This is a genomic window from Hyalangium gracile (assembly GCF_020103725.1).
Taxonomy (GTDB): domain Bacteria; phylum Myxococcota; class Myxococcia; order Myxococcales; family Myxococcaceae; genus Hyalangium; species Hyalangium gracile.
In genome coordinates this window covers 123,105-144,440 of sequence record NZ_JAHXBG010000002.1, presented here as the reverse complement: position 1 = coordinate 144,440, position 21,336 = coordinate 123,105, and the positions used below count along the sequence as shown (strand labels likewise).

The 21,336-nt window shown below is 69.9% G+C and carries 17 protein-coding genes; 2 read left to right on the top strand and 15 right to left on the bottom strand.

Annotated features, from left to right (window positions below):
• Positions 1-13: 13 nt before the first annotated feature.
• The 15 genes from KY572_RS04175 to KY572_RS04105 form a co-directional block, all read right to left on the bottom strand.
• The gene (locus KY572_RS04175; RefSeq protein WP_224240853.1) at positions 14-1,516 is read right to left on the bottom strand and encodes an ATP-binding cassette domain-containing protein; all 1,503 of its coding nucleotides are present in this window, start codon (positions 1,514-1,516) and stop codon (positions 14-16) included.
• Positions 1,517-1,692: 176 nt separating this feature from the next.
• Entirely contained in the window at positions 1,693-2,058 is a 366-nt protein-coding gene (locus tag KY572_RS04170; RefSeq protein WP_224240852.1) for a hypothetical protein, read from the bottom strand.
• A gap of 79 nt (positions 2,059-2,137) precedes the next feature.
• Positions 2,138-2,875, bottom strand: a complete 738-nt coding sequence (locus KY572_RS04165; protein ID WP_224240851.1) for a hypothetical protein — start codon at positions 2,873-2,875, stop codon at positions 2,138-2,140.
• 161 nt (positions 2,876-3,036) lie between these two features.
• Positions 3,037-3,714: a DUF2231 domain-containing protein gene (locus KY572_RS04160; RefSeq protein WP_224240850.1), complete on the bottom strand. Its 678-nt coding sequence runs from the start codon at positions 3,712-3,714 to the stop codon at positions 3,037-3,039.
• Positions 3,715-3,887: 173 nt separating this feature from the next.
• Positions 3,888-6,371, bottom strand: coding sequence for a phosphoenolpyruvate--protein phosphotransferase (gene ptsP, locus KY572_RS04155; protein ID WP_224240849.1), 2,484 nt, complete (start codon positions 6,369-6,371; stop codon positions 3,888-3,890).
• A 25-nt stretch (positions 6,372-6,396) separates the two neighbouring features.
• A complete protein-coding gene (gene dhaL / locus KY572_RS04150; RefSeq protein ID WP_224240848.1) occupies positions 6,397-7,026 on the bottom strand; it encodes a dihydroxyacetone kinase subunit DhaL in 630 nt (209 codons plus the stop codon).
• A 5-nt stretch (positions 7,027-7,031) separates the two neighbouring features.
• Entirely contained in the window at positions 7,032-8,033 is a 1,002-nt protein-coding gene (gene dhaK / locus KY572_RS04145) for a dihydroxyacetone kinase subunit DhaK (RefSeq protein WP_224240847.1), read from the bottom strand.
• Positions 8,034-8,381: 348 nt separating this feature from the next.
• On the bottom strand, positions 8,382-9,077 hold the full coding sequence (locus KY572_RS04140; protein ID WP_224240846.1) for a carbonic anhydrase: 696 nt from the start codon (positions 9,075-9,077) through the stop codon (positions 8,382-8,384).
• Complete coding sequence (locus KY572_RS04135; RefSeq protein WP_224240845.1) at positions 9,074-10,630, bottom strand: SulP family inorganic anion transporter; 1,557 nt, start codon at positions 10,628-10,630, stop codon at positions 9,074-9,076. The genes KY572_RS04140 and KY572_RS04135 overlap by 4 nt, the downstream gene beginning before the upstream one ends.
• A 244-nt stretch (positions 10,631-10,874) precedes the next feature.
• On the bottom strand, positions 10,875-12,218 hold the full coding sequence (locus tag KY572_RS04130; RefSeq protein ID WP_224240844.1) for a sigma-54-dependent transcriptional regulator: 1,344 nt from the start codon (positions 12,216-12,218) through the stop codon (positions 10,875-10,877).
• Positions 12,215-13,894: a sensor histidine kinase gene (locus KY572_RS04125; protein WP_224240843.1), complete on the bottom strand. Its 1,680-nt coding sequence runs from the start codon at positions 13,892-13,894 to the stop codon at positions 12,215-12,217. The genes KY572_RS04130 and KY572_RS04125 overlap by 4 nt, the downstream gene beginning before the upstream one ends.
• A gap of 75 nt (positions 13,895-13,969) precedes the next feature.
• A complete protein-coding gene (locus KY572_RS04120; protein WP_224240842.1) occupies positions 13,970-14,518 on the bottom strand; it encodes an imm11 family protein in 549 nt (182 codons plus the stop codon).
• A gap of 133 nt (positions 14,519-14,651) precedes the next feature.
• Complete coding sequence (locus KY572_RS04115; protein WP_224240841.1) at positions 14,652-15,203, bottom strand: Wall-associated protein precursor; 552 nt, start codon at positions 15,201-15,203, stop codon at positions 14,652-14,654.
• 79 nt (positions 15,204-15,282) lie between these two features.
• Positions 15,283-16,350 (bottom strand): SPFH domain-containing protein, encoded by a 1,068-nt coding sequence (locus tag KY572_RS04110; protein WP_224240840.1) that lies wholly within the window; start codon positions 16,348-16,350, stop codon positions 15,283-15,285.
• Positions 16,350-16,835 carry an NfeD family protein gene (locus KY572_RS04105; RefSeq protein ID WP_224240839.1) on the bottom strand — a complete coding sequence of 162 codons (486 nt, stop codon included), beginning with the start codon at positions 16,833-16,835 and terminating at the stop codon, positions 16,350-16,352. The genes KY572_RS04110 and KY572_RS04105 overlap by 1 nt, the downstream gene beginning before the upstream one ends.
• A gap of 198 nt (positions 16,836-17,033) precedes the next feature.
• Between KY572_RS04105 and KY572_RS04100 the strand changes: the two genes are divergently transcribed.
• Entirely contained in the window at positions 17,034-20,057 is a 3,024-nt protein-coding gene (locus KY572_RS04100; protein ID WP_224240838.1) for an error-prone DNA polymerase, read from the top strand.
• Between the two features lie 147 nt (positions 20,058-20,204).
• Complete coding sequence (locus KY572_RS04095) at positions 20,205-21,278, top strand: SGNH/GDSL hydrolase family protein (RefSeq protein WP_224240837.1); 1,074 nt, start codon at positions 20,205-20,207, stop codon at positions 21,276-21,278.
• Positions 21,279-21,336: the final 58 nt, after the last annotated feature.

Sequence of the window (21,336 nt, the reverse complement as noted above, 5' to 3'; positions counted from 1 at the left end):
ACCTCCGTCCGAGTCAGTCCGAGGTGCGGGTGAGCGTTCCTCCGGACACGAGCCACCGCTCGGTGGTGCACTGGCGCGCGAAGTGAGCGTCGTGCGTCACGAGGATCAGCGCGCCCGGGTAGTCCCGCAGCGCGGCCTCCAGGCGCTCGATGGAGGGCAGATCCAGGTGGTTGGTGGGCTCGTCCAGCACCAGCGCCCAGGCATGCTGCCCCAGGCCCTGGGCGATCAGCAGCTTGCGCGTCTCTCCCGGCGAGGGCTGCTCCGAGGCCAGCAGCCGCTCCGGATCGACGCCTAGCGCGGCCACCAGGGACAGCACGCGGCCTCGCTGCTCGGGTGGGAGCGTCCGGACGGTCTCCAGCGCGGCGGCGGCCTCCTCCGCGGCGACGTCCTGCGGCAGGTAGAGGATCCGCTCCAGCGGCACCCGCGCGTGGGAGAGCAGGGCACGCAGGAGCGTCGTCTTTCCGGCGCCATTCGGACCCTCGATGCGGATGCGGCTCTCTCTGCCCACCGACAGCGTCACGGGCGCGATGAGCTCCACCTCCCCGGCGCGGATCGCCTCCTGCTCCAGGGTGAACAGCCACGGGTTGGGCGAGCGCACGTAGTCCACGAAGACCGAGCGCCCCACCGTCTTGTCCACCTGGAACTCGCCGATGGCGTCGGCGGCCTTCTCCGTTTCGCGCCGCAGCACTCCCACCTGGTGCCCGAGCCGCGCCTCCGCCCAGCCCGCGAGCGTGGTGGCCATCATCCCGCGCGCGTCGCTGTCGTACTTGTTCTTCATCCGGCGGCCGGTGCTGATCTGGAGCGTGGCGGCCTGTTGCTCGCGGCGGGCCTGATCGAGCTGCCGCGCCAGCCGGCGGTGCTTCTCCTGGGCCTGCTGCCGGTTGGCGATCTGCCCCTCGCGCTCGGCCTCCCAGCACTCCCTGGCGGCCGAGTAGGCCCCGGGCCACAGCCGGGCCTCGCCCGCGTGGACACGCAGCGTGGAGGTGGTCAGCTCCTCCAGCACCGTCCGATCGTGGGAGACGACGATCCCCACGCCTCGGAACCGCCGCAGGGCGGAGATGAGCCACCCGCGCGCCTCGGCGTCCAGGTGGTTGGTGGGCTCGTCCAGCAGCAGCACGTCCGGCTCGCTCGCGAGCGCCGCGCCGATCTGCCAGCGCTTGCGCTCACCCGGAGACAGCGTGGGCCAGCGCTCCAGCGCTCCGGGGTCCAGCCCGAGCTGGCCGAGCACCCGCCGTGACAGGGAGTCCCACGCGTCCGCGAACGCGGTGATCTCGGGCGTGAGCACCTCCACGCTCTGGGGGCAGAGGCGGATGACGGGCTCGCGAGGCTCGTACTGGAAGTGGCCCTCCCCGGGCTTCAGCTCACCGGCCAGCAGCCGCAGCAGGGTGGACTTGCCGGCGCCGTTGGCACCCACGAGCCCCGTCCAGCCAGGCGACAGGTGGAACTCTACGTCGTTGAGGAGGGAGACAGCGTCAGAGAAGGCGAAGGACACGCCGTGCGCGCGAAGGGATGACATGAAGGAACTCCTGAATCCGGTCGAGCAGCAGGGCTCGACGTTGGAAGGCTCGGGGCCGCGGATTTCAGGCGTTCAGCTTCATTGGCGTTGCAGGACCTCGCGCAGGAGACGGCCAAGATATAGGCGCATGCCGTCCCGCATGCAACCCCCAGCCGTCTCCGGTGATTCCGGCGCTCTCACATGGAGGGGGCCGGCTGCACCTGGCGCGACAGGCGCCACGCTCCCACGGACGCGAAGAGCGCCGAGATCATGGTCAGCAGCAGCGCGAACGCGATGTTGTGCAGCGACTCCTCGAGGCCCAGGGCGATGACGTTGGAGTCATGGCCTCCCGCGGGGCTCGCGTAGTAGCGCAGGCACACCATCAGCCCCGTGACGAAGCCGAGGCTCCCCGCCAGCTGCGTGAACACCCCGAGCGTCAGCATCAGCGGCACGTAGCGGCGCTCGGGACGGCGCGAGTACAGGATGCTCGTCGCCAACAGCGCCAGTCCGGCCAGCAACGTGGGGTACATCCCCCAGCCCCCTGCAACGAAGAAGTCCGACATGGTGGTCCCTCCCAACTGCGGTGTTCGGAGGCTCAGACACCGAGGCCGGAATCAGGTTCCCAAGGATGCTCTCCGCCCATCAGCACATCGGGGCGTACACCGGCCAGATGAGGAGCAGGCCGTTCTCGTCGGAGATGGGCACCCAGCCCAGCGGCGCCAGGGGCTCGTCCATGCTGACCCAGGCCCCGAGCTGCAGGAAGTTCCCCCGCGCCTTGATGATGCGCTGATCCGCGTACTCGCCGTTGATGCGCGGAGGGTAGTCCGGTGACAGGCGATAGGAGCGGGCGTCGGACTTCGGAGCCAGGTAGAGGCGGGACTCGCCCTTGGGCGCGAAGTGGTAGAGCTCGACGCCGCTCCACTCCCACTCCTTCGAGTCGAACGAGAGGAAGTGGAGCTCGGGGCCCTCTCCGTCCTCCTGGATCTCGCTGAGCCAGGCGCGCTCGTTGGTGCGAGCGTTGATGACGACATGGACGTAGTGGCCGCGCCGCTCGACCACGGGGAGCTTGCGGACCGAGACGTCGTAGTCCGAGCCGCTGATCGCGACGAGCTCCTTCAGGACGACGGCTCCGTCCTGCTTGAAGGACTCTCCGTCCGGCAGGAAGCGCGGGAGCTCACCGCCGGGCTGCTGATCCTCGCCCCTCATCGACTGGATGACGGCGATGCCGATGACCCCGCGCAGGGACTCGTCCGAGATCTCCGCGCGGGAGAGGTAGATCGTCTCGATGGGGAGGTCTGCTCGCGCGGGAAGGGCGGTGAGCAGCAGAAGGGCGGAGAAGGTGGAGAGGACGAGGCTTCGGGGCAGGAGGCTGGAGCTCATGCCCCAGGCTCATTGCAGCCCGCGGACCAGTCCTCGCCGGCCGTGTAACCGCCGGAGATCCTTCGGAGTCCGGCGGGGCTGCGGCCCGTGAGCCGCGCCCAAGCGGAGGGCTGCCCACGTGCAGGGATGGGGCAGCGCGTCATTCGCTCCGGAGGCCTCGTTCAGATGCCTGGGCGCTCCGTGGCAGCCACCCAGGAGTCCTGAGCCACCAGCTCGCTCGGCACCGAGGCTGGTAGATCGTGGCCCTCGTCGATGCCGTTGGCGCCCGGGGCCAGCGGGTGCCGCCCGGTGAAGAGCTCCCTCGCGCGGCCGAAAAGCCAGCGCACGCCCTGGACCGCATCGCGTACGAGAGCCACTGGCGCGGCACGGGACAGCAGTGGCGGACCCTTCAGCGTCCCCACCGCTGCATCCGGCGGCATCGAGTTGATGCCCACGCCCAGCTCGTAGACCATCTTGCCGCCCAGCGTGGCGGTGTAGACCGCCAGCGCGTTGGCCACGACTCCGATCAGACTCTGGCCGAGCGAGGGAGGGTGGCGCAGCCTCCAGAGCGTCACGCCGACCGCGCCGACGGTGATGACGGCGTTGCCCAGGCCATGCAGGAACACCATGTCCCGCGCGCGTGGCTGGTCGAGCTTCACCTCCTGCGAGGCGGCCAGTCCGGCCAGCCCCGAGAACAGGGCGCTCGCCGTGCCGGCCACCCAGAGCCTCCGGCCTACCTTGGCCCAGGCCCGATCTCCGCTCAGCACCGCGATCATGTCGGCCGCCGTGGCCGTGGGCAGCAAGGCCAGCGGGGCATGAACCACGGCCGGGTGCAGCTCGTGCAGCAGCATCTTCTTCATGGGCGCTCCCCCCAATTGAGTCGGAGGCCCCGCGACCGTGGCCGCACCAGCCTCCCGCTGCGGGGAGGGTAGGCACGCCGATGTGCCGTGACTCCTCCCCGGGCTGGCTTTGATGCTCGCCTCCATGCGGGCGCTCCGTCTCCTGGAAGAGCAGGAGGCGAGCAGGCGTGGGCTCAGCGCTCTCCCGACAGCAACCGTCGCACCTCCGCGGCGCTGGCGCAGGCGAGCGCTCGTTGCGCCAGCGCCCGAGCCTCACCCGCGTGGCAGGCGCGCAGGGCCTGCTTCACGGGGGCAATCGCTGGCGCGCTCATGCTCAGCTCGTCCACCCCGAGTCCAACGAGCAGCGGCACGGCCAGCGCATCTCCGGCCAGCTCGCCGCAGACGCCCACCCACCGGCCCCGAGCGTGTGCCGCCTCGCTCACCCGCGCCACCATCTGCAGCAGCGCCGGGTGCAGCGCGTCGGCCAGGTGCGCCACGGTGGCGTTGCCGCGCTCCGCGGCGAAGAGGTACTGCGTCAGATCGTTGGTCCCGAGGGAGAAGAAGCTGGCCTCCTCCGCCAGGTGCGGTGCCAGGAGCGCCGCGGAGGGGACCTCGAGCATGAGCCCGACCTCCGCGCGTGCCGCCGCGGGAAAGGGGCGTGCCGCTTCATTCCAGAGGGCCCGAGCCTCCCGCCATTCCTCCAGCGTCGTCACCATGGGGAACATGACGCGAATGGGGTGCTCGGCGGCGGCACGCGCAATGGCTCGTAGCTGGCGGGTGAAGAGCTCGCGGTGCGCCAGACAGAAGCGCAGCCCCCGCAGGCCGAGGAAGGGATTCGCTTCGCTCCCCATGTCGAGATAGGGCAGGGGCTTGTCGCCCCCGATGTCCAGCGTGCGGATGAGGAGCGTGTGGCCACCCAGCGCCTGGGCGGCGTCGCGATAGGCCTGGTACTGCTCGTCCTCATCCGGGGCCGCCGCACGCTGCAGGAAGAGGAACTCCGTGCGGAAGAGGCCCACGCCCTCCGCGCCGGCCTCGAGGGCGGCCCGAGCCTCGGCCACGGTGCCGATGTTGGCAGCCACCTCCACCCGGCGGCCATCCCGCGTCAGGGCTGGCTGGGCGCGCAGCCGGTGCGCTGTCCGCCGGGTGCGTTCCTCCTCCTTCACCCGCTCCTGATACCGCGCCAGCAGCTCCTCCGAGGGCTGGATGCAGACCCGCGCCGCGGTGGCATCCACGATCAGGGGAGTGCCGTCCGCCACGCGCAAGAGCGCATCCCCCACGCCGAACACGGCGGGAATGCCGAGCGACCGCGCCAGGATGGCCGCGTGGCTGGTGGCCGCGCCGCGCGCCGCGCACAGCCCCTGGATGCCGCGTGCTCCCAGCCGGGCCACGTCCGAGGGTGCGAAGTCGCGGGCGAGCACGATGCCCGAGGACGGGTGGGACTCGGCGGAGCGGGAAGGGCCCCGCAGGGCCGATTCCACCTGGCGGCCCACGTCGCGGACATCCACGGCCCGGGAGCTCAGGAGCTCGTCCTTCATCGCCTCGTAGCGCAGGGCCATCGTCTCCACCGCGGCCCGCCACGCCACCAGGGCTCCTCTGGTTCCGCGATGGATGCCCTCGTGAGCCATCCGGAGCAGCTCGTCATCTCCGAGCAGCAGGAGATGTCCCTCGAAGATCCCAGCGGTCTGGCTGCCGGACCGCAGGGCCATGGCGGCGCGCATGGCCCCCAGCTCTCCCCGCACGCCTTCGAGCGCCCGCTGCAGCCGTGCCCACTCTTCCTGGGGTGTACCCACTGCCTCCGGGGTCCCCGGGTCATCCGCCTGCCGCAGCACGACCGCGGCGCCGATGGCAATGCCCGGGGAGGCCGTGATGCCCGTCAGCCATGGCCCGGCGGCCTCCTCGTCACGTGAGCGGGAAGCCTGCGCGGAGGCTGGCGCGGCCTGATCGGGGTGGTCGTCACCGAAGTGCGCCTCGGCCAGCAGGCGCACGGCCTCCAGCGCCGGTGCCGCCTCCGGACCCGTCGCGATGAACTCGAGCTCGTGGCCCTGCCGCACGCCCAGCGTCATCACCGAGTTGATGCTCCGTGCATCCACTCGTTCGCTCTGGGTGGTGACGTTGCGCAGCCGGACGTCCGCCGGGAACCGCAGGACGGTCTGCACCAGGCGCGCCGCCGGCCGCACATGCAGCCCGTGAGCATTGGGCACGGTGACGCGCAGGACGTGCTCGGGCCCGCCGGTGGGTCGCGGCTGGGGCGGGGAGGGGACCGTCGCGGGCTCCACGAGCTGTTCCTGCTTGGCCCTCAGGGCCGAGCGGGCTTCCTCCGCCACCCGTTGCAAGGGTGCTCCCGTGCGCGCCAGCGCCGCCGCGGCGACCGCGCCCTCCACGAGGGGGGCGCCACAGAGCCGCACGCGCTCACGGTACTCGGGCGGGAGCAGGTCCAGGGCCAGCTCCGCATTCAGCACGGCGCTCCCCAGGTCCATGAGGACCAGGACGCCCGCGTCCGAGTACACGCTCTCGATCGCCTGCACCACCCGCGTGGCGTCGGTGCCCAGAGGCGAGTCCGGCCCCTCCAGCCCTCCGGCGGTGGCGATGCGAGCCTCGGGGCCGGCCATCTCCCGCGCCAGCTCCGCCACGCCCTCGGCGAGGAGCCGGCTGTGCGAGACGATGACGAGTCCTACCATGGCGCGGGCCTCGGAGCGGGAGGGCTCACCCCAGCGTCCTGGCGGCGCACTGGATCAGCAGGTGAGACGAAGTCGCTCCAGGATCCGCGTGGCCCGCGCTGCGCTCTCCCAGATAGCTGGCGCGGCCCTTCTTCGCGACCCAGGGGATGGTGGCCTGGCGGCCCTGATCGGCCGCGGTGGCCGCCCGGTTCAGCGCCTCCGCCAGCTCCACGCCCTGCCCGAGCGCCTGCTGGAGCGCCTCGAGCGCCGGCTGGAGCGCATCGACCATCGTCTTGTCCCCGGCCACCGCCTTGCCTCGGGACATGACGCCGTCGACGCCCGCCTTCAGGGCCTCGGCCAGCTCGGAGGGCGTCAGCTCCTGCTTGCCGGCAGTCCGCGCCGCCATCTGCAGGAACAGCGTGCCATAGAGCGGTCCGCTCGCTCCGCCCACGGTGGAGATCAGCGTCATGGCCACCGTCTTGAACAGGGTGCTGATGTCCTTGTCCGCCACGCCCGGCAGCTTGGCCAGCACGGCCTGGAAGCCCCGGTTCATGTTCTCCCCGTGGTCGCCGTCCCCAATGTCCATGTCGAGCTGGGTGAGCTGATCCTTCTGCTCGGCGAGGACGGCCGCGTACGCCTGGATCCACCGCGCGACGGCATCTCGGGTGATGGGCATGGCCGTCAGACTCCCCAGCGCAGGGCCGGCGTCTTCACCGGCGCGTCCCACAGGCGCGTGAGCTCCTCATCGAGCCGTAGCAGGGTGATCGAGCACCCCGCCATCTCCAGGGACGTGATGTACGAGCCCACCAGGTTGCGAGCGATCTTGATCCCCTTGGCCTCCAGGATCCGCGTCACCTCGGCGTACAGGATGTAGAGCTCGATCAGCGGCGTGCCGCCCATGCCATTGACGAAGGCCAGCACCGAGTCGCCGGACTTGAAGGGCAGATCGGCCAGGATGGGCTCCACCAGCATCGCGGCCACCTCGGAGGCCGGGGCCAGCTTGATGCGCTTGCGGCCGGGCTCGCCGTGGATGCCGATGCCCAGCTCCACCTCGTCCTCGCCCAGCTGGAAGGTGGGCTTGCCCGCGTGCGGCACGGTGCAGGAGGTGAGCGCCATGCCCATGCTGCGGCCCTGGGCATTCACCTTGCGCGCGAGGTCGGCCACCTCCTGGAGGGAGCGCCGCTGCTCCGCGGCCGCGCCGGCCAGCTTCTCCACCAGGACCGTCACCCCCACGCCGCGCCGCCCCGCGGTGTAGAGGCTGTCCTGCACGGCGACATCGTCGTTGGTGATGACCTGCTCCACCTGGATGCCTTCCGCGCGAGCCAGCTCCGCGGCCATCTCGAAGTTCAGGCAGTCACCCGTGTAGTTCTTCACGATGTGCAGCACGCCCATGCCGCCGTTGACGGCCTGGGAGGCAGCGAGCATCTGGTCGGGAGTGGGGGAGGTGAACACCGCTCCGGGGCAGGCCGCATCCAGCATGCCCATGCCCACGAACCCTCCGTGCATGGGTTCATGCCCGGAGCCTCCGCCCGAGACGATGCCCACCTTGCCGCGCACCGGCGCGTCAGCACGGACCAGGTAGTTCGGTTCGAAGTTCACCCGGACCAGATCGCCATGGGCGGCGGCCATGCCGCGCAGCGCATCGGTCACCACGTCCTGCGGACGGTTGATCAGCTTCTTCATGGAGCACCCCGCCACGGGCCTGGAGGCCCGCCCGATCCGTAGGACTATCAAAGACTGGGACCGGAGAGGCGGGAATCAGTCCTCGCCCCAGAGGAGCTCGGCTCGAGCTGGGTGATGATGGCGCGCGGGATGGTGGTCGGGGCTGATCCAACCCGCGCTCCCATGATGGGCGTACTGAACCCATCGTTTCGGCCCTGCAGCAGTGCCTGCCAGTCGACCATCGATTCCCTCCGGAGGGGAGACTATCTCCGGCTCGGGCTGGCAGCGAGGCGCTGTTCGGGCCTCGTCACGAGGCTCCCGCGATGAGCTCCGCGGGAGCCTGTCGAGACGATCCTTCAGGCGGAACCGTCAGGCGATGGAGGCGGAGGGATGCCCGTTGCCTTCCAGCTCCGCGAGCATCTGCTCGCCCTCGTTCTCGTCGATGGGGACGAAGGCCTCGCGACCCGGACGGTAGGCGTGCACCTGGGCGTTGCCGATGTCGAACCACCAGCCGTGCAGCCGCAGGGTGCCCGCCGCCAGGCGCTCGCGCACCAGCGGATAGGTCTTCAGGTGCTTGATCTGCTGGAGCACGTTGAGCTGGCTGAGCTGATCGGCCGGGGACAGGCCCTGACCCACCAGCCCGGGCTTCTCCATGGTCTGCAGCGCGGAGCGGCCCAGGCTCAGCCAGTCGCTGAGGTTGGGGGCGCGCTGGTCGACCTGGCCCGCCAGCAGCGCCTTCATGGCGCCGCAGGAAGAGTGTCCGCACACCACCACATCCACCACCGGCAGGTGCAGCAGGGAGAACTCCAGCCCCGCCGCCTCCGAGTGGTCTCCCACGGAGGTGCCGTGATCATCCGCCGGCGGGACCATGTTGCCCACGTTGCGCATGACGAAGAGGTCGCCCGGATCCATGGACACCAGGAGGTTGGGCACCACGCGGCTGTCGGCGCAGGTGATGAAGAGGCAGTCTGGCGTCTGCCCCTTGGCCAGCCGCGCGAAGGTGGCGCGGTACGGAGGAAGGCTGTGCCGCTGGAAGTCCAACAGACCGTTGATCAGCTTTTTCATCGTGCACCCTCGGTGGTGAGAGAAGGGGAAGGAGGAGAAGCAGGGGTGATGGATGGAGCGGGAGACCGAGAGCCGCCTCCCTTGTGCAGCCAGATGTCCTCGAGCGGCTCCATCCACACCTTTCCGCCCGTCTTGCGGTGCGTCTCGGACCAGCTCTCCAGCGCCTCGTAGCCAGAGTGGTCCAGCGTCTCCACCGCGAGATCCAGCTTGACCTCGGCGCCCATGGGCACCCGGGCCAGCTCCGCCGACAGCTTGGGCACGCCCACGAAGGTGAGGGCGCCGTCCACGCGCACGTGGTGGATGTCACCGGCCTGCCGCACGTGCACGCGCACCCGGCCCAGCCGCCACAGCAGCCGCGCCACCGCCAGCGCCAGGCCCAGCGCGATGCCCGCCAGCAGGTTGATGCCCACCACGCCGGCCACCGTCACCAGGTACACGGACAGCTCGCCGCGGCGGCGCAGCTCCTTGATGTGCGCCGCGTTCACCAGCTTCACGCCCACGAACACGAGCAGGCCCGCCAGCACCGTCAGGGGAACCAGCCCCAGCAGCGAGGCCAGCGTGGTGATGCACACCAGCATCCACACGCCGTGCATCACGGCGGAGGCGCGCGTCTTGGCTCCCGCGGAGATGTTCGCGGCGCTGCGGACGATGACGCCGGTGATGGGCAGGCCGCCCGCCAGGCCGGAGACGGTGTTCGCCATGCCCTGCGCGAACAGCTCGCGGTCCAGGTTGGCGCGCGGGCCGGTGTGCATCTTGTCGGTGGCCACCGCGCTCAGCAGCGACTCGGCGCTGGCCACCAGGGCCAGCGAGAGCACCGCCACCACGAAGGGGCCCCAGTTGCCCTGGGGCAGCGAGGGCAGCTGCAGGCTGCTGAAGAAGTCGCCCGCCAGCTCCACCTTCTTCACGTCCGCGCCCCACACCACCGAGACCACCGTCGCGCCCATCACCGCCACCAGCGGCCCGGGCACCTTCTTGAGGGGGCTCTTCGGCATCACCTGCCACAGAACCAGCAGGCCGATGGTGATCAGGCCCAGGATCGTGGCGGGGCCATGCAGGTCGGCGATCTGCCGCGGCAGCTCGCCCAGGTTCTTCCAGGCGTTGGACTGCGGCGCGCCGCCCAGCACGATGTGCAGCTGGCTCAGCGCGATGAGGATGCCGATGCCCGCCAGCATGCCGTGGATGACGGCCGGCGAGATGGCCAGCGCGCTGCGCGCCACCTTCAAGCCACCGAGCGCCATCTGAATCACGCCCGCGGCGGCCACCGCGGCGCAGGTGACGGCGAAGCCCAGCTCCGTGATGAAGCCGAACACCATCACCGCCAGGCCCGCCGCCGGGCCACTCACCAGCAGCGGCGCACCTCCGAACAGTCCCACCACCAGGCCGCCCACCACACCGGCGATGAGGCCTGACATGATGGGAGCGCCCGAAGCCAGCGCGATGCCCATGCACAGGGGGACCGCCACCAGGAAGACCACCAGGGAGGCGGGCACATCGCTCGTCAGCACCTCACGAAGCGTGCCGCCCGAGCTCGCCTTCGTCTCACCAGACTTCATCTCTCAGCCTCCAGACCGAGCCAGGCACCGAGCCTCAGGGGGAGAGGGCCGGCGCAGTTCGGTTCTGGGCCTTCGCAACGAGCGTGCCAGCCATCAGGAGGCCGGCTTCCCTCGGGAGGCGCTGAGGGACTTCAAGAAGGACTTAAAGAATTTTGAAGTTGGCCCCGGCCCCGATGAAAGAACCTTGAAGTCCAGAGCAACCCGGCAGACAGGCAAGCCAGGAGGCAGGCTCTACCACGCTGGCTCACTCCTCCCCGAGCCTGCGCAGAAAGGTGGGATAGGAGATCCCCAGCACCCGGGCGGCATCCATCCGGCGCCCCTCCATCAGCTCGAGTACGTGCCGGACGTACAGCCGCTCCACCTCCTCCAGGGGGCGCGGAGGGCCCGAGACGACGAAGGCGGTGGGATCGGGCGCGGAGGAGGCGTTGCGCGGGCCGGTGGCGAGCGCCTCCAGCTCCAGCGTGGAGCCTGTCTCGAGCACCAGCGAGCGCTCGAGGATGTTGCGCAGCTCGCGCACGTTGCCGGGGAAGGGGTAGCGCTCGAGCCGCTCGCGCGCGGCGGCGGAGAACACCACCGGGCGGCGGCCCAGCTCCGCGCACAGCTCGGCCACCAGGGACTCGGCCAGCGGCAGCACGTCCTCGCGCCGCGCTCGGAGCGGGGGTACCTCCACCTTGAAGACGCTCAGGCGGAAGTAGAGATCCTCGCGGAAGCGGCCGGCGGCCACCTCCTGGGTGAGATCGCGGTTGGTGGCGGCCACCACGCGCGCGCTGCTGGTCAGCTCGCTGCTGCCGCCGATCCGCCGGAAGGCGCCCTTGTCCAGGAAGGTGAGCAGCTTGGCCTGGAGCGCCAGCGGCAGCTCGCCCACCTCGTCCAGGAAGAGCAGGCCGCCGTCGGCCACCTCCACCAGCCCACGCTTCGCCGTGCGCGCGTCGGTGAAGGAGCCTCGCTCGTGGCCGAACAGCTCGCTCTCCACCAGCGCGTCCGGCAGGGCCGCGCAGTTGACGTGGACGAAGGGCCCCTGCTCCTTGCGCAGCACGTGCAGGTGACGAGCGATCACCTCCTTGCCCACGCCCGTCTCGCCCAGCAGGAGCACGGGGCTGCGCGGAGAGGTGGCGATGCGCTCGAGCATCTGTATGGTCTGCTGCATGAGCGGCGAGCGGGGCGCCAGCAGGCGTCGGCGGCCCTCCAGCGCGCTCTCGGCCTGACGCAGGCGCTCGTACAGCTGCACGTCCTGGGCGGCGCGGCGCGCTCGCAGCACCAGGTCATCCAGCTCCACCGGCTTGGAGAGGTAGTCGAGCGCCCCCTGCTTGATGGCCTCCACCGCGCTGGCGATGTCTCCGTGCGCCGTCACCATCAGCACCACGGTGCCGGGAAGCTGGGCGCGCAATTCGGGCAGGAAGGAGAGCCCATCGCCATCCGGCAGCCGGCGGTCGAGGATGACGAGGTCCGGAGACTCGCGAGCCAGGGCCGCGCGCGTCTCGTGGAGCGAGCGGGCCGTGCGCACCAGGAAGCCCTCCGCCTTGAGCACGGAGGAGGCGAGCGAGCTGAAGGTGCGATCGTCGTCCACCAGGAGCAGAGAGGTGCTCATGCGGCGCCCTCCAGCGGCAGTCGAAGGCTGAAGCGGCTGCCCTCGGGGAGGCGAGTATAGGTGAGGCTGCCGCCGTGAATCTCCACGGCGGCCCGAGCCATGGGAAGCCCCAAGCCCACCCCCTTGGCCCGAGCGGTGGCGAACGGCTCCCAGAGTCGCGGCTCCAGGGCCGGATCCACACCGCCAGCGTTGTCCTCCACGACCAGGATGGCCTCCTTGCCATCGCGTGCGAGGCTCACCTGGACCCAGGGTGTGGGCCGCAGCCCCGTATCACGCGCCACGGCGCCGGCCTCTACCGCGTTGCGCAGCAGGTTGTCGATGGCGGACACCACCAGCGCGGGATCGACGTGCACGGGGAGTCCCTCCATCATCGTCACGCCGATGGGGACGTCCTCGGCCTCGGGCAGCAGGCGCACGGACTGGAGGGCCTCGTCCAGCAGCAGGCGCAGCTCGCAGGAGCGACGCAGGGCGGCGCGCGGCGCGCCGAAGGAGAGCAGCGAGCGCGCCAGGTGCCCCAGCCGGTGGATCTGCGCGCGCAGGGCGGGCAGGGCGAGCTCTCCGCTGGAGGTGGCGGGCCGCAGCAGGGAGAGGGCGGCCTGGATGCCGTTGAGGGCGTTCTTCACCTCGTGGGCGATGAGCTGGCTGGCCGCGCCCAGGGCGGCCATCGTCTCCTGGTGCCGCAGCCGATCCTCCGCGGCGAGCAGCGAGCGGTAGGAGCGCCGCAGCAGGAAGGTGAAGAGCAGGAGGGTGCCGCCCAGCAGGGCGCTGTGGAAGAGGAGCTGTCCGAGGAAGCGGCGCCGCAGGGGCCCGGTGTTGCGCTCCTCGTCCTCGAGCACGGCCAGCAGCATGCCGCTGACGCCCGTCGGCGTCGGCACGGGAGCGGCCGCGCCGAGCATGTGGGTGCCTCCCAGCACGAGGGGGCCTGGGGCCTCGACCAGGGAGAGCACGCGCGAGGCGAGCTCCGGGTTCCACTTGAAGGTCTGCGGCGGAACGGGCAGCAGCAGCTTCCCGTTCCGGCCCATGAGCAGTGAGAAGTCAGTCTCCTTCGCGCGGACGCCCGGCAGCGGGCGAGCCTCCGAGCGCAGCTCGCCCACGAGCAGGCCCACCACCTGGACGGAGCGGATGACGGGCACCACCACCACCAGCGGTCCGTCATCCCGCTCCAGCAGGCTGATGTCCGAGACACCCTCGCGGAGCACCCGGCGGAACCAGGGGCGGCTGTCGAGCGGCGAGTCCCCCAGCGGCATGTCGGGAGGATCGCTCCACACGCGGCGCCCCGAGGCGGACAGCAGGGCCACGCCCTCCGAGAAGAGCTGGGTGTGGTGCAGGGCGTTGTCCAGCACGGTCACCTCGGGGCCGTAGGGGCCATCACCGAGGGAGAGCTTCGGGTGCGTGGCGAGGCGATGCAGCTCCGCCTCCAGCAGCCCCAGGTGGAAGCCCAGGGCTTCGGCCTGCACCTGGGCCTGGACGGAGAGGTGGTCGATCGCCTCGGCGCGGGCGTTCTCCAGGTCCTCTCGGTAGGCGAGCAGGGGGCTGGCCACGGTGGCCACGCCGAGCAGCACCAGGCCCACCAGGACGGAGCGGCCCGCACGCTGCTGGGTGCGGACGAGCTCGCCCGGAGCAGGGGCCGGAGCAGGGGCCGGCGGTGAAGGCGGTGGGGACATGGGCGGCATCATGCGTCAACCCTCCAGTCCCTTGCCTTCTTTCCTGGCCGCCGCCTCCTTTCTTGGCCGCCTCCTCACTTTGAAGCATCAGGTGGGAGCTTCGGGCGGCGCTGCCGGGGGACCAAGGTTGAGCGGGTCCGAGACACACTCTTCGGAGGGAACCAGCTTCATGTTCGTCAGCCCATGTCGCCTGACGAACTCGGCGAAACGTTCCGAGACGATGACTCGGCCGGCACTTCCCCGAGCGCGGAACACATCCTCGCCTTGCCAGGTTCCCGGCTCGAGAACGAAGCCATGGATGGAGTCCAGCCCAGCGGATCGACACTCCGGGCAGGTCACCGGCTTGTCATAGCGCAGGCGGCTGCGCGCCACGTCCACGGCGGCGCGGCTCTGGCAGGGGGTGACCGCGAAGTAGCGGGGCACGGCGTCGGGCTTCGCCCCCTGACGCTTTCTACGCGCGCGGACCACCTCAACGGGGTGAAGGCCGAGCAGCCCGGTCAGTCCTTCTGCTCGAAAGAACCCGGTCATGCGCTCGGAGATGAGAAAGCTGTTGCCGCCAGGCCCATCGACGAAGTCACCAGGCTCCTGCCCATACAATTCCAACTCGACGCGGTAGGGTGGCAGCCACGTGCGCATGCCCAGGGGAGCATCACATCGCGGGCAGCGAGGAGCCTTCCCGAGGTTGACAGGCTCGACCGTGCGGAACCGGGTGTCATGACGCCCGAACAGGTCCTCCTCGAGGACGAAGAAGCGCGGGCTCGGGAACGAGTCAGAAGCCATGAGGGAATCGATCCAGGAGATCCGGGCGCTTGTAGATCTCGCGCAGCATCTTCATGAACTGTTCGGGCGTAGCGTCCACGTGGTCCCTGAGCCACTTGATGACTTCCGCATCCACCTTGCGGTGCCAGTCCTGGTAGCCACAGTGCGATGCCTCGTCCTTCGCGCGTGTCTTGAATCGCTCATCCCGAGGTTTGTAGAGCCCTGCGAGGGTTTCATGCCTCTCCAGTTCCTCTGCGATCCGACGGGAGATGACGTGGTGATTCTGGCCCTTGCAATCTGGTGGCTCGCCAGATGCTGCTTCGGAGGACTCGTCGGCCTTGGAATCCTCTTGGTCGCGAGATTCCTCCGCGACCTTCAGTGCCTCCAGTCTCAGGGCGTTCTTCGCGGCTTCCGCCTCGATTTCGGCAGCGCGCTTGGGGTCTGTCTGCTGCAGGGCTTCGCACGCGCTCATCCTGCGCTGCTTGCAGAAGGACACCAGGGTGGTTTCGCCTGGGAGGGCAGGGGCCTGGCCAACCACAAGCAGGAGCAGGAGAGGGAGCATGGGCCGCATCGTAGACGACCGGGTGGGATTCCCGGTCATCCCTGTCCATGCGGCACCTCACCGAGCGGAGTCGGCGGTGCTACTCGTCCTGCGGGAACGTCGGCGGGCCGCGGCGCACGGGCAGCGGGGCCGGCTGCGGCGAGCGCGTCACGGTCTGGGTGCCCAGCGCCTGCGCGGCCTTGGTGACCGGGGGCGTCGCGTCACCCTCCTTGGCGAACAGCTCCTTGAGCATGCCCACGCTGCCCAGCGCCGCGGTGGCCTCGTAGGGGACGAACACCTTGTTGGTGCCCTTGCCCAGCTCCTGCAGCGTCTCCATGTAGCGCAGCGCCAGCACCTCCGGCGTCGCCCGGCCCGAGTGCACCGCCTCGAACACCAGCCGCGTGGCCTCCGCCTTCGCCTCCGCCTCCAGCACCACCGCGCGCTTGTGGCCCTCGGCGCGAGCCACCTCCGCGTCGCGCTCCGCCTCGGCGCGCAGGATCCGCGAGATCTTCTCGCCCTCCGCCTTGAGGATCGCCGCCGACTTGTCGCCCTCGGCCTTCGTCACCTCGGCGCGCCGCTCGCGCTCGGCCGTCATCTGCTTGGCCATCGCCTCCTTGATGGCCTGCGGCGGCTCGATCTCGCGCAGCTCCACCCGCGTCACCTTCACGCCCCACTTCTCCGTGGCGTCGTCCAGCACCATGCGCAGCTTGGTGTTCACCGTCTCGCGGCTGGTCAGCGTCTGGTCCAGCGTCAGCCCGCCCATGATGTTGCGCAGGTTCGTCATCGTCAGCTGCTCGATGGCCAGCGCCAGGTTCTCCACCGCGTAGAGCGCCTTCGCCGGATCGACGATCTGGTAGTAGATGACCGAGCCCACCTCCATGTTCACGTTGTCATGGGTGATGACCTGCACGGTCTCGAAGCCCATGACCTGCTCGCGCAGATCCACCAGGGGGCTGCGCATGAAGCGGTTGCCCGTGCGCATCTCGAAGTGCCGTGGGCTGTCCAGGAACGGGATCAGGATGTTCAGCCCGCTGTGCGCCACGCTGTGGAACTTCCCCAGCCGCTCGACCACCATCACCTTGGCCTGCGGGACGATGCGGATGCCGGTGATGAGGGCAAAGCCCACCACCAGCGCCGCGACGATGAGCAATACCGTCATGAAGGTCATTACGCGTTCTCCTTCTTCTTGTGCGCGGGAATCTCGAGCGACGCGGAGGGGCGCCGCACCCATAGCTTCAGTCCATCCACCTGCTCGACGGTGACGCGCTCACCCTCGGCCACCGGGCCCGACAGCGAGCGCGCCGTCCACAGCTCTCCGTTGATACGCACCGTGCCGCCGTGGGGGTCCGCCAGGGCCTCGGTCACCACGGCCTCCTGGCCCACCATGGCCTCCACCCCCATCTTCAAGGGGCTGGCCGTGCGCATGAACGCTTCCTTGAAGATCGTCCGAGACGCCGCGAACAAGGCCGTGGACACCGCGATGAAGAGCAGCAGCTGCCCGTTGATGCCCAGCCCCACGGCCGCCGCGAGCGCCGACACCAGTGCGCCGATCGCGAACCAGAGCGTCACGAAGCCGGAGAGCTTGATCTCCAGGGCGCCGAGCACCAGCGCCGCGACGATCCACATCTGCCAGTCGACGGGAGTCAGATCCATATCGGGCTCCTCTTTGGCAGCGGGCTCGCCGTCCTGTCAAACCCCTCCGGCCGCCGCCATCCTTTAGATACGCGCCGCCTCGAATCCTGTCCCGCAAACCGGTCCAGGAATCGGACGTACCGGCAGCCACCCGTGGATCCGACAGGGGGCGAGGTTTCCTGGCGGCGGGATGAACGCACGTCCAGTATCCTATGTGCCGTGTACGCCGAGCTGGTCTGCCGCTCCAACTTCTCCTTCCTTCGGGGCGCCTCGCACCCGGAGGAGCTGGTCGCCACGGCCGCGCGGCTGGGGGTGCAGGCCCTGGCCCTGACGGACGCGGACGGGCTGTATGGCGTGGTGAAGGCGCACCTGGCGGCCAAGGAGCATGGCCTCAAGGTGATCCTCGGCACGGAGCTGACGCTGACGGACGGGCCCCCGGTGGTCATCTACGCCATGGACTCGACCGGGTACGCCAACATGTGCCGGCTGGTGTCGGCCAGCCGGATGAGCCACCCCAAGGGCGAGGCCGGGCTGCCCTGGCGCGAGGTGGCCGAGCGCTCCGAGGGGCTGATCGCGCTGCTGCCGAACCCCGCTCCCGCCGAGCGGGTGGCGCCCCTGGCCGAGGCCTTCCCCCAGCGCTTCCACGTGGGGCTGTGCCGCACGCTGTCCGCGGGGGACAAGGCGCGCGAGGCCCAGGCGGAGGCGCTGGCTGGCTCGCTCGGGGTGCCCCTGGTCGCGCACAACGACGTGCACACCCACCACCGCCGCCGCCAGCCGCTGCAGGACGTGCTCACGGCCATCCGCCACAAGACGACGGTGGACAAGGCGGGCACCCGGCTCCAGCCCAACGCCGAGCGCACCCTGAAGTCCCCCGAGGAGATGGCCCGACTGTTCCGAGACCGCCCCGAGGCGCTGGAGCGCACGCTGGAGATCGCCAGCCGCTGCAACGCCTCGCTGGATGAGCTGCGCTACCACTTCTCCGAGGAGGATCTGCCGCCCGGACGCACGGCGATGCAGCACCTGCGCGTGCTCACCGAGGAGGGGCTCGCCATCCGCTACCCGGGCGGCGTGCCGGCCGACGTCCGCAAGCAGATCGACCACGAGCACCGGCTCATCGAGGCGCTGGACTTCCCGGGCTACTTCCTGGCGCTCTGGGACATCGTCCACTTCGCGCGCTCGCGCGGCATCCTCTGCCAGGGGCGCGGCAGCGCGGCGAACTCGGCGGTCTGCTACGCGCTGCAGATCACCGCCATCGATCCGGTGCGCATGGGGCTGCTCTTCGAGCGCTTCCTGAGCATGGAGCGCAAGGAGCCGCCCGACATCGACGTGGACTTCGAGCACGAGCGCCGCGAGGAGGTGCTCCAGTACGTCTACGAGAAGCACGGCCGGCACCGCGCGGGCATGGTCTGCGAGGTGATCTGCTACCGGGGGCGGCTGGCGCTGCGCGAGGTGGGCAAGGCGATGGGCCTGTCGCTGGACCAGGTGGACCGGCTCTCGAAGGTGTCGGCGGCGTACGGCTTCGACGTCACCCCGGAGGTGCTGGCCGAGGCGGGGCTGTCCGCCTTCGATAGCCGGGTGCGGCAGACGCTCACGCTGGCGCAGGACATCGAGGGCTTCCCGCGCCACCTCTCCATCCACGTGGGCGGCTTCGTCATCACCCGCGAGCCGCTGGTGGACCTCATCCCCGTGGAGAACGCGGCGATGAAGGGCCGCACCGTCATCCAGTGGGAGAAGGACGACATCAACGCGCTGGGCGTGCTGAAGGTGGATCTGCTGGCCCTGGGCATGCTCACGGCGGTGGCCAAGTGCTTCGCGCTCATCCGCCAGCACTTCGGCCGGGAGCTGTCGCTGGCGACCATCCCGCCGGAGGACCCCAAGGTCTACGACATGCTCTGCGAGGCGGACTCGGTGGGCGTGTTCCAGATCGAGAGCCGGGCGCAGATGAGCATGCTGCCCAGGCTCAAGCCGCGCACCTTCTACGATCTGGTGATCGAGATCGCCATCATCCGCCCCGGGCCCATCATCGGGAACATGGTGCACCCCTTCCTGCGGCGCCGGGAGGGCAAGGAGGTGGCCACGTACCCGACGCCCGAGGTGCGAGCCATCCTCGAGAAGACGCTGGGCGTGCCGCTCTTCCAGGAGCAGGCGATGAAGCTGGCCATGGTGGCCGGAGGCTTCACCGCGGGCGAGGCGGACGGGCTGAGGCGGGCGCTGGGGCACAAGCGCGCCGAGCAGTTGCTGGAGCCCTACCGCATCCGCTTCGTGGACGGCGGCGTGAAGCGCGGCTACACGCGCGAGTACATGGAGGAGCTGTTCGAGCAGTTCCGGGGCTTCGCGCACTACGGCTTCCCGGAGTCCCACTCGGCGTCCTTCGCGCTGATCGCCTATGCGTCCTCGTGGCTCAAGTACCACTACCCGCAGGCCTTCTGCGCGGCGCTGTTGAACTCGCAGCCCATGGGCTTCTACGCGCCGCACACGCTGGTGGCGGACGCGAAGCGGCACGGCGTGCAGGTGCGGCCGGTGGACGTGCGCCACTCGGACTGGGACTGCACGCTGGAGGAGGGCGGGGGGCTGCGGCTGGGCCTGCGCATGGTGCGTGGGCTGAACGAGTCTGCCGGTCGGCGCGTGGCGGCATCGCGAGGCAAGGGCTACGAGAGCGTGGGGGAATTGGCACGGCGGGGCCGCATTCCCCGGCACGAGCTGACGCGGCTGGCGCTGGCCGGAGCGCTGGCCTCCCTGTGCGGCTCGAGGCGCCAGGCGCTCTGGGAGATCCAGGCCCTGGGGCCCTTGGACGAGGACGATCTGTTCTTCGGGCTGCCCATGGACAGCACGCAGGTGGAGCTGCCGCCCATGAGCGTGGCCGAGCGCGTGGAGGCGGACTTCGAGACGGTGGGGCTCTCGCTGGAGAAGCACCCGCTGGAGCTCTTGCGGCCGGCGCTGCGCAAGCTGGGCGCGGTGCCCGCCGAGGGGCTCAAGCGGGTGACGTCGGGGCGGCGCGTGGCGGTGGGCGGGATGCTGATCACCCGGCAGCGGCCTCCCACGGCCAAGGGCATGTGCTTCATCTCCCTGGAGGACGAGACGGGGATCGCCAACCTGGTGGTGCCGCCGGACGTCTACGAGCGCTGCCGCCGAGACATCCACGGCGCGCTCTTCATCATCGGCGAGGGCGTCCTGGAGCGGACCGGCAAGGTGATCAACGTGAAGACACAGCGCGTCATGGCGCTGGAGGGGCTCCTCGGCTGAGAGGCTCTGTCACTGGGCTAACTATTTGTTGGTGCATTGCGTCACTTGCGGTTTATTGGAATTTGCACTGTTTTCCCTGGAAATGCGCGGTGGGCTGTCTGTACCCTGCCGGCCTCCCAAATCCCCCGGGAGCCTAGGAGGCAGTCCATGTCCCTTCGTTTCAATCTGCGTGGCGCTACCGCGGCGTGCGCGCTGGCCACCACCGTCGTGAGCAGCGCTGCGTTCGCCAGCACCATCAACCAGAACACCTCGTGGACCATCAACCGCAGCGGTGCGACGAGCACCTATCGCGTGGTGGCCTACGGTGACTCGATCTTCGCCGGCTACAACGGCAGCCTCTTCAGCGTGGCGCGTCGCGCGGGCCCCTACGCCGCGGGCGAGTACCTGGGCAACAAGTGGAACGCCAACATCGAGGTGGTGCGCCGCACCAAGTCGGGCGCCAAGGCCGACGACATCTACAACAACAAGATCGTCGCCGAGCGCTCGTACATGCAGTCTGCGAACACGCGCGTGGTGATGTTCGAGATGTGCGGCAATGACTATCTGCAGGCGCGCAGCGCGTTCAAGGACCAGACGGGCACCTGCAACTACTCCGGCCTGGACACGGCGCTGGCCAACTGCACCACGTACATGGAGCGTGGCATGCAGGCCATCAACCAGTACGCGACGGCGGCCAAGGCCAAGATCATCATGAACATCTACTACCCGGGCTACAACGCGGACAACGTCCAGACGAGCTGCAAGGACGCGTCCACGGGCGCCTCGGTGAACCGCCGCGACAAGTTCCTGCCGTACCTGGCCAAGAGCAACTGGCGCGCCTGTAACCTGGCGGCGACGTACGGCTTCAAGTGCGCGGACTCCTTCGCGGAGATGATGGCCAGCGACTACGACTCCAACGGCGACGGCCAGATCGACGTGGACGCGATCCGCTGGCGCGCTGGCGAGAGCGAGGCGGCCTACGTTGCCCGCATCGTCTCGCTGAAGGGCACGCTGCGTGACTCCAACACGCACTACGTGAACTCCACCACCAGCTTCGACTACCTGCAGTCGGACGACACGCACCCGACCTACTACAAGTCCACCATCGGCACGGGCTCGGGCTCGGCCGCTCCGGACTTCACGGATGCGCAGATCGTCGGTGGCAAGAACACCGAGTGGAACAAGTCCGGCCACGAGCGCTCCGGCTGGTCCATCTCCACGTACAACCCGGCCGCGCCGTAGTCGGCTGAACGGGTGAAGCCACGCTCTCGGGCGTGGCGGAAGTTCGGACGCGCCTCCG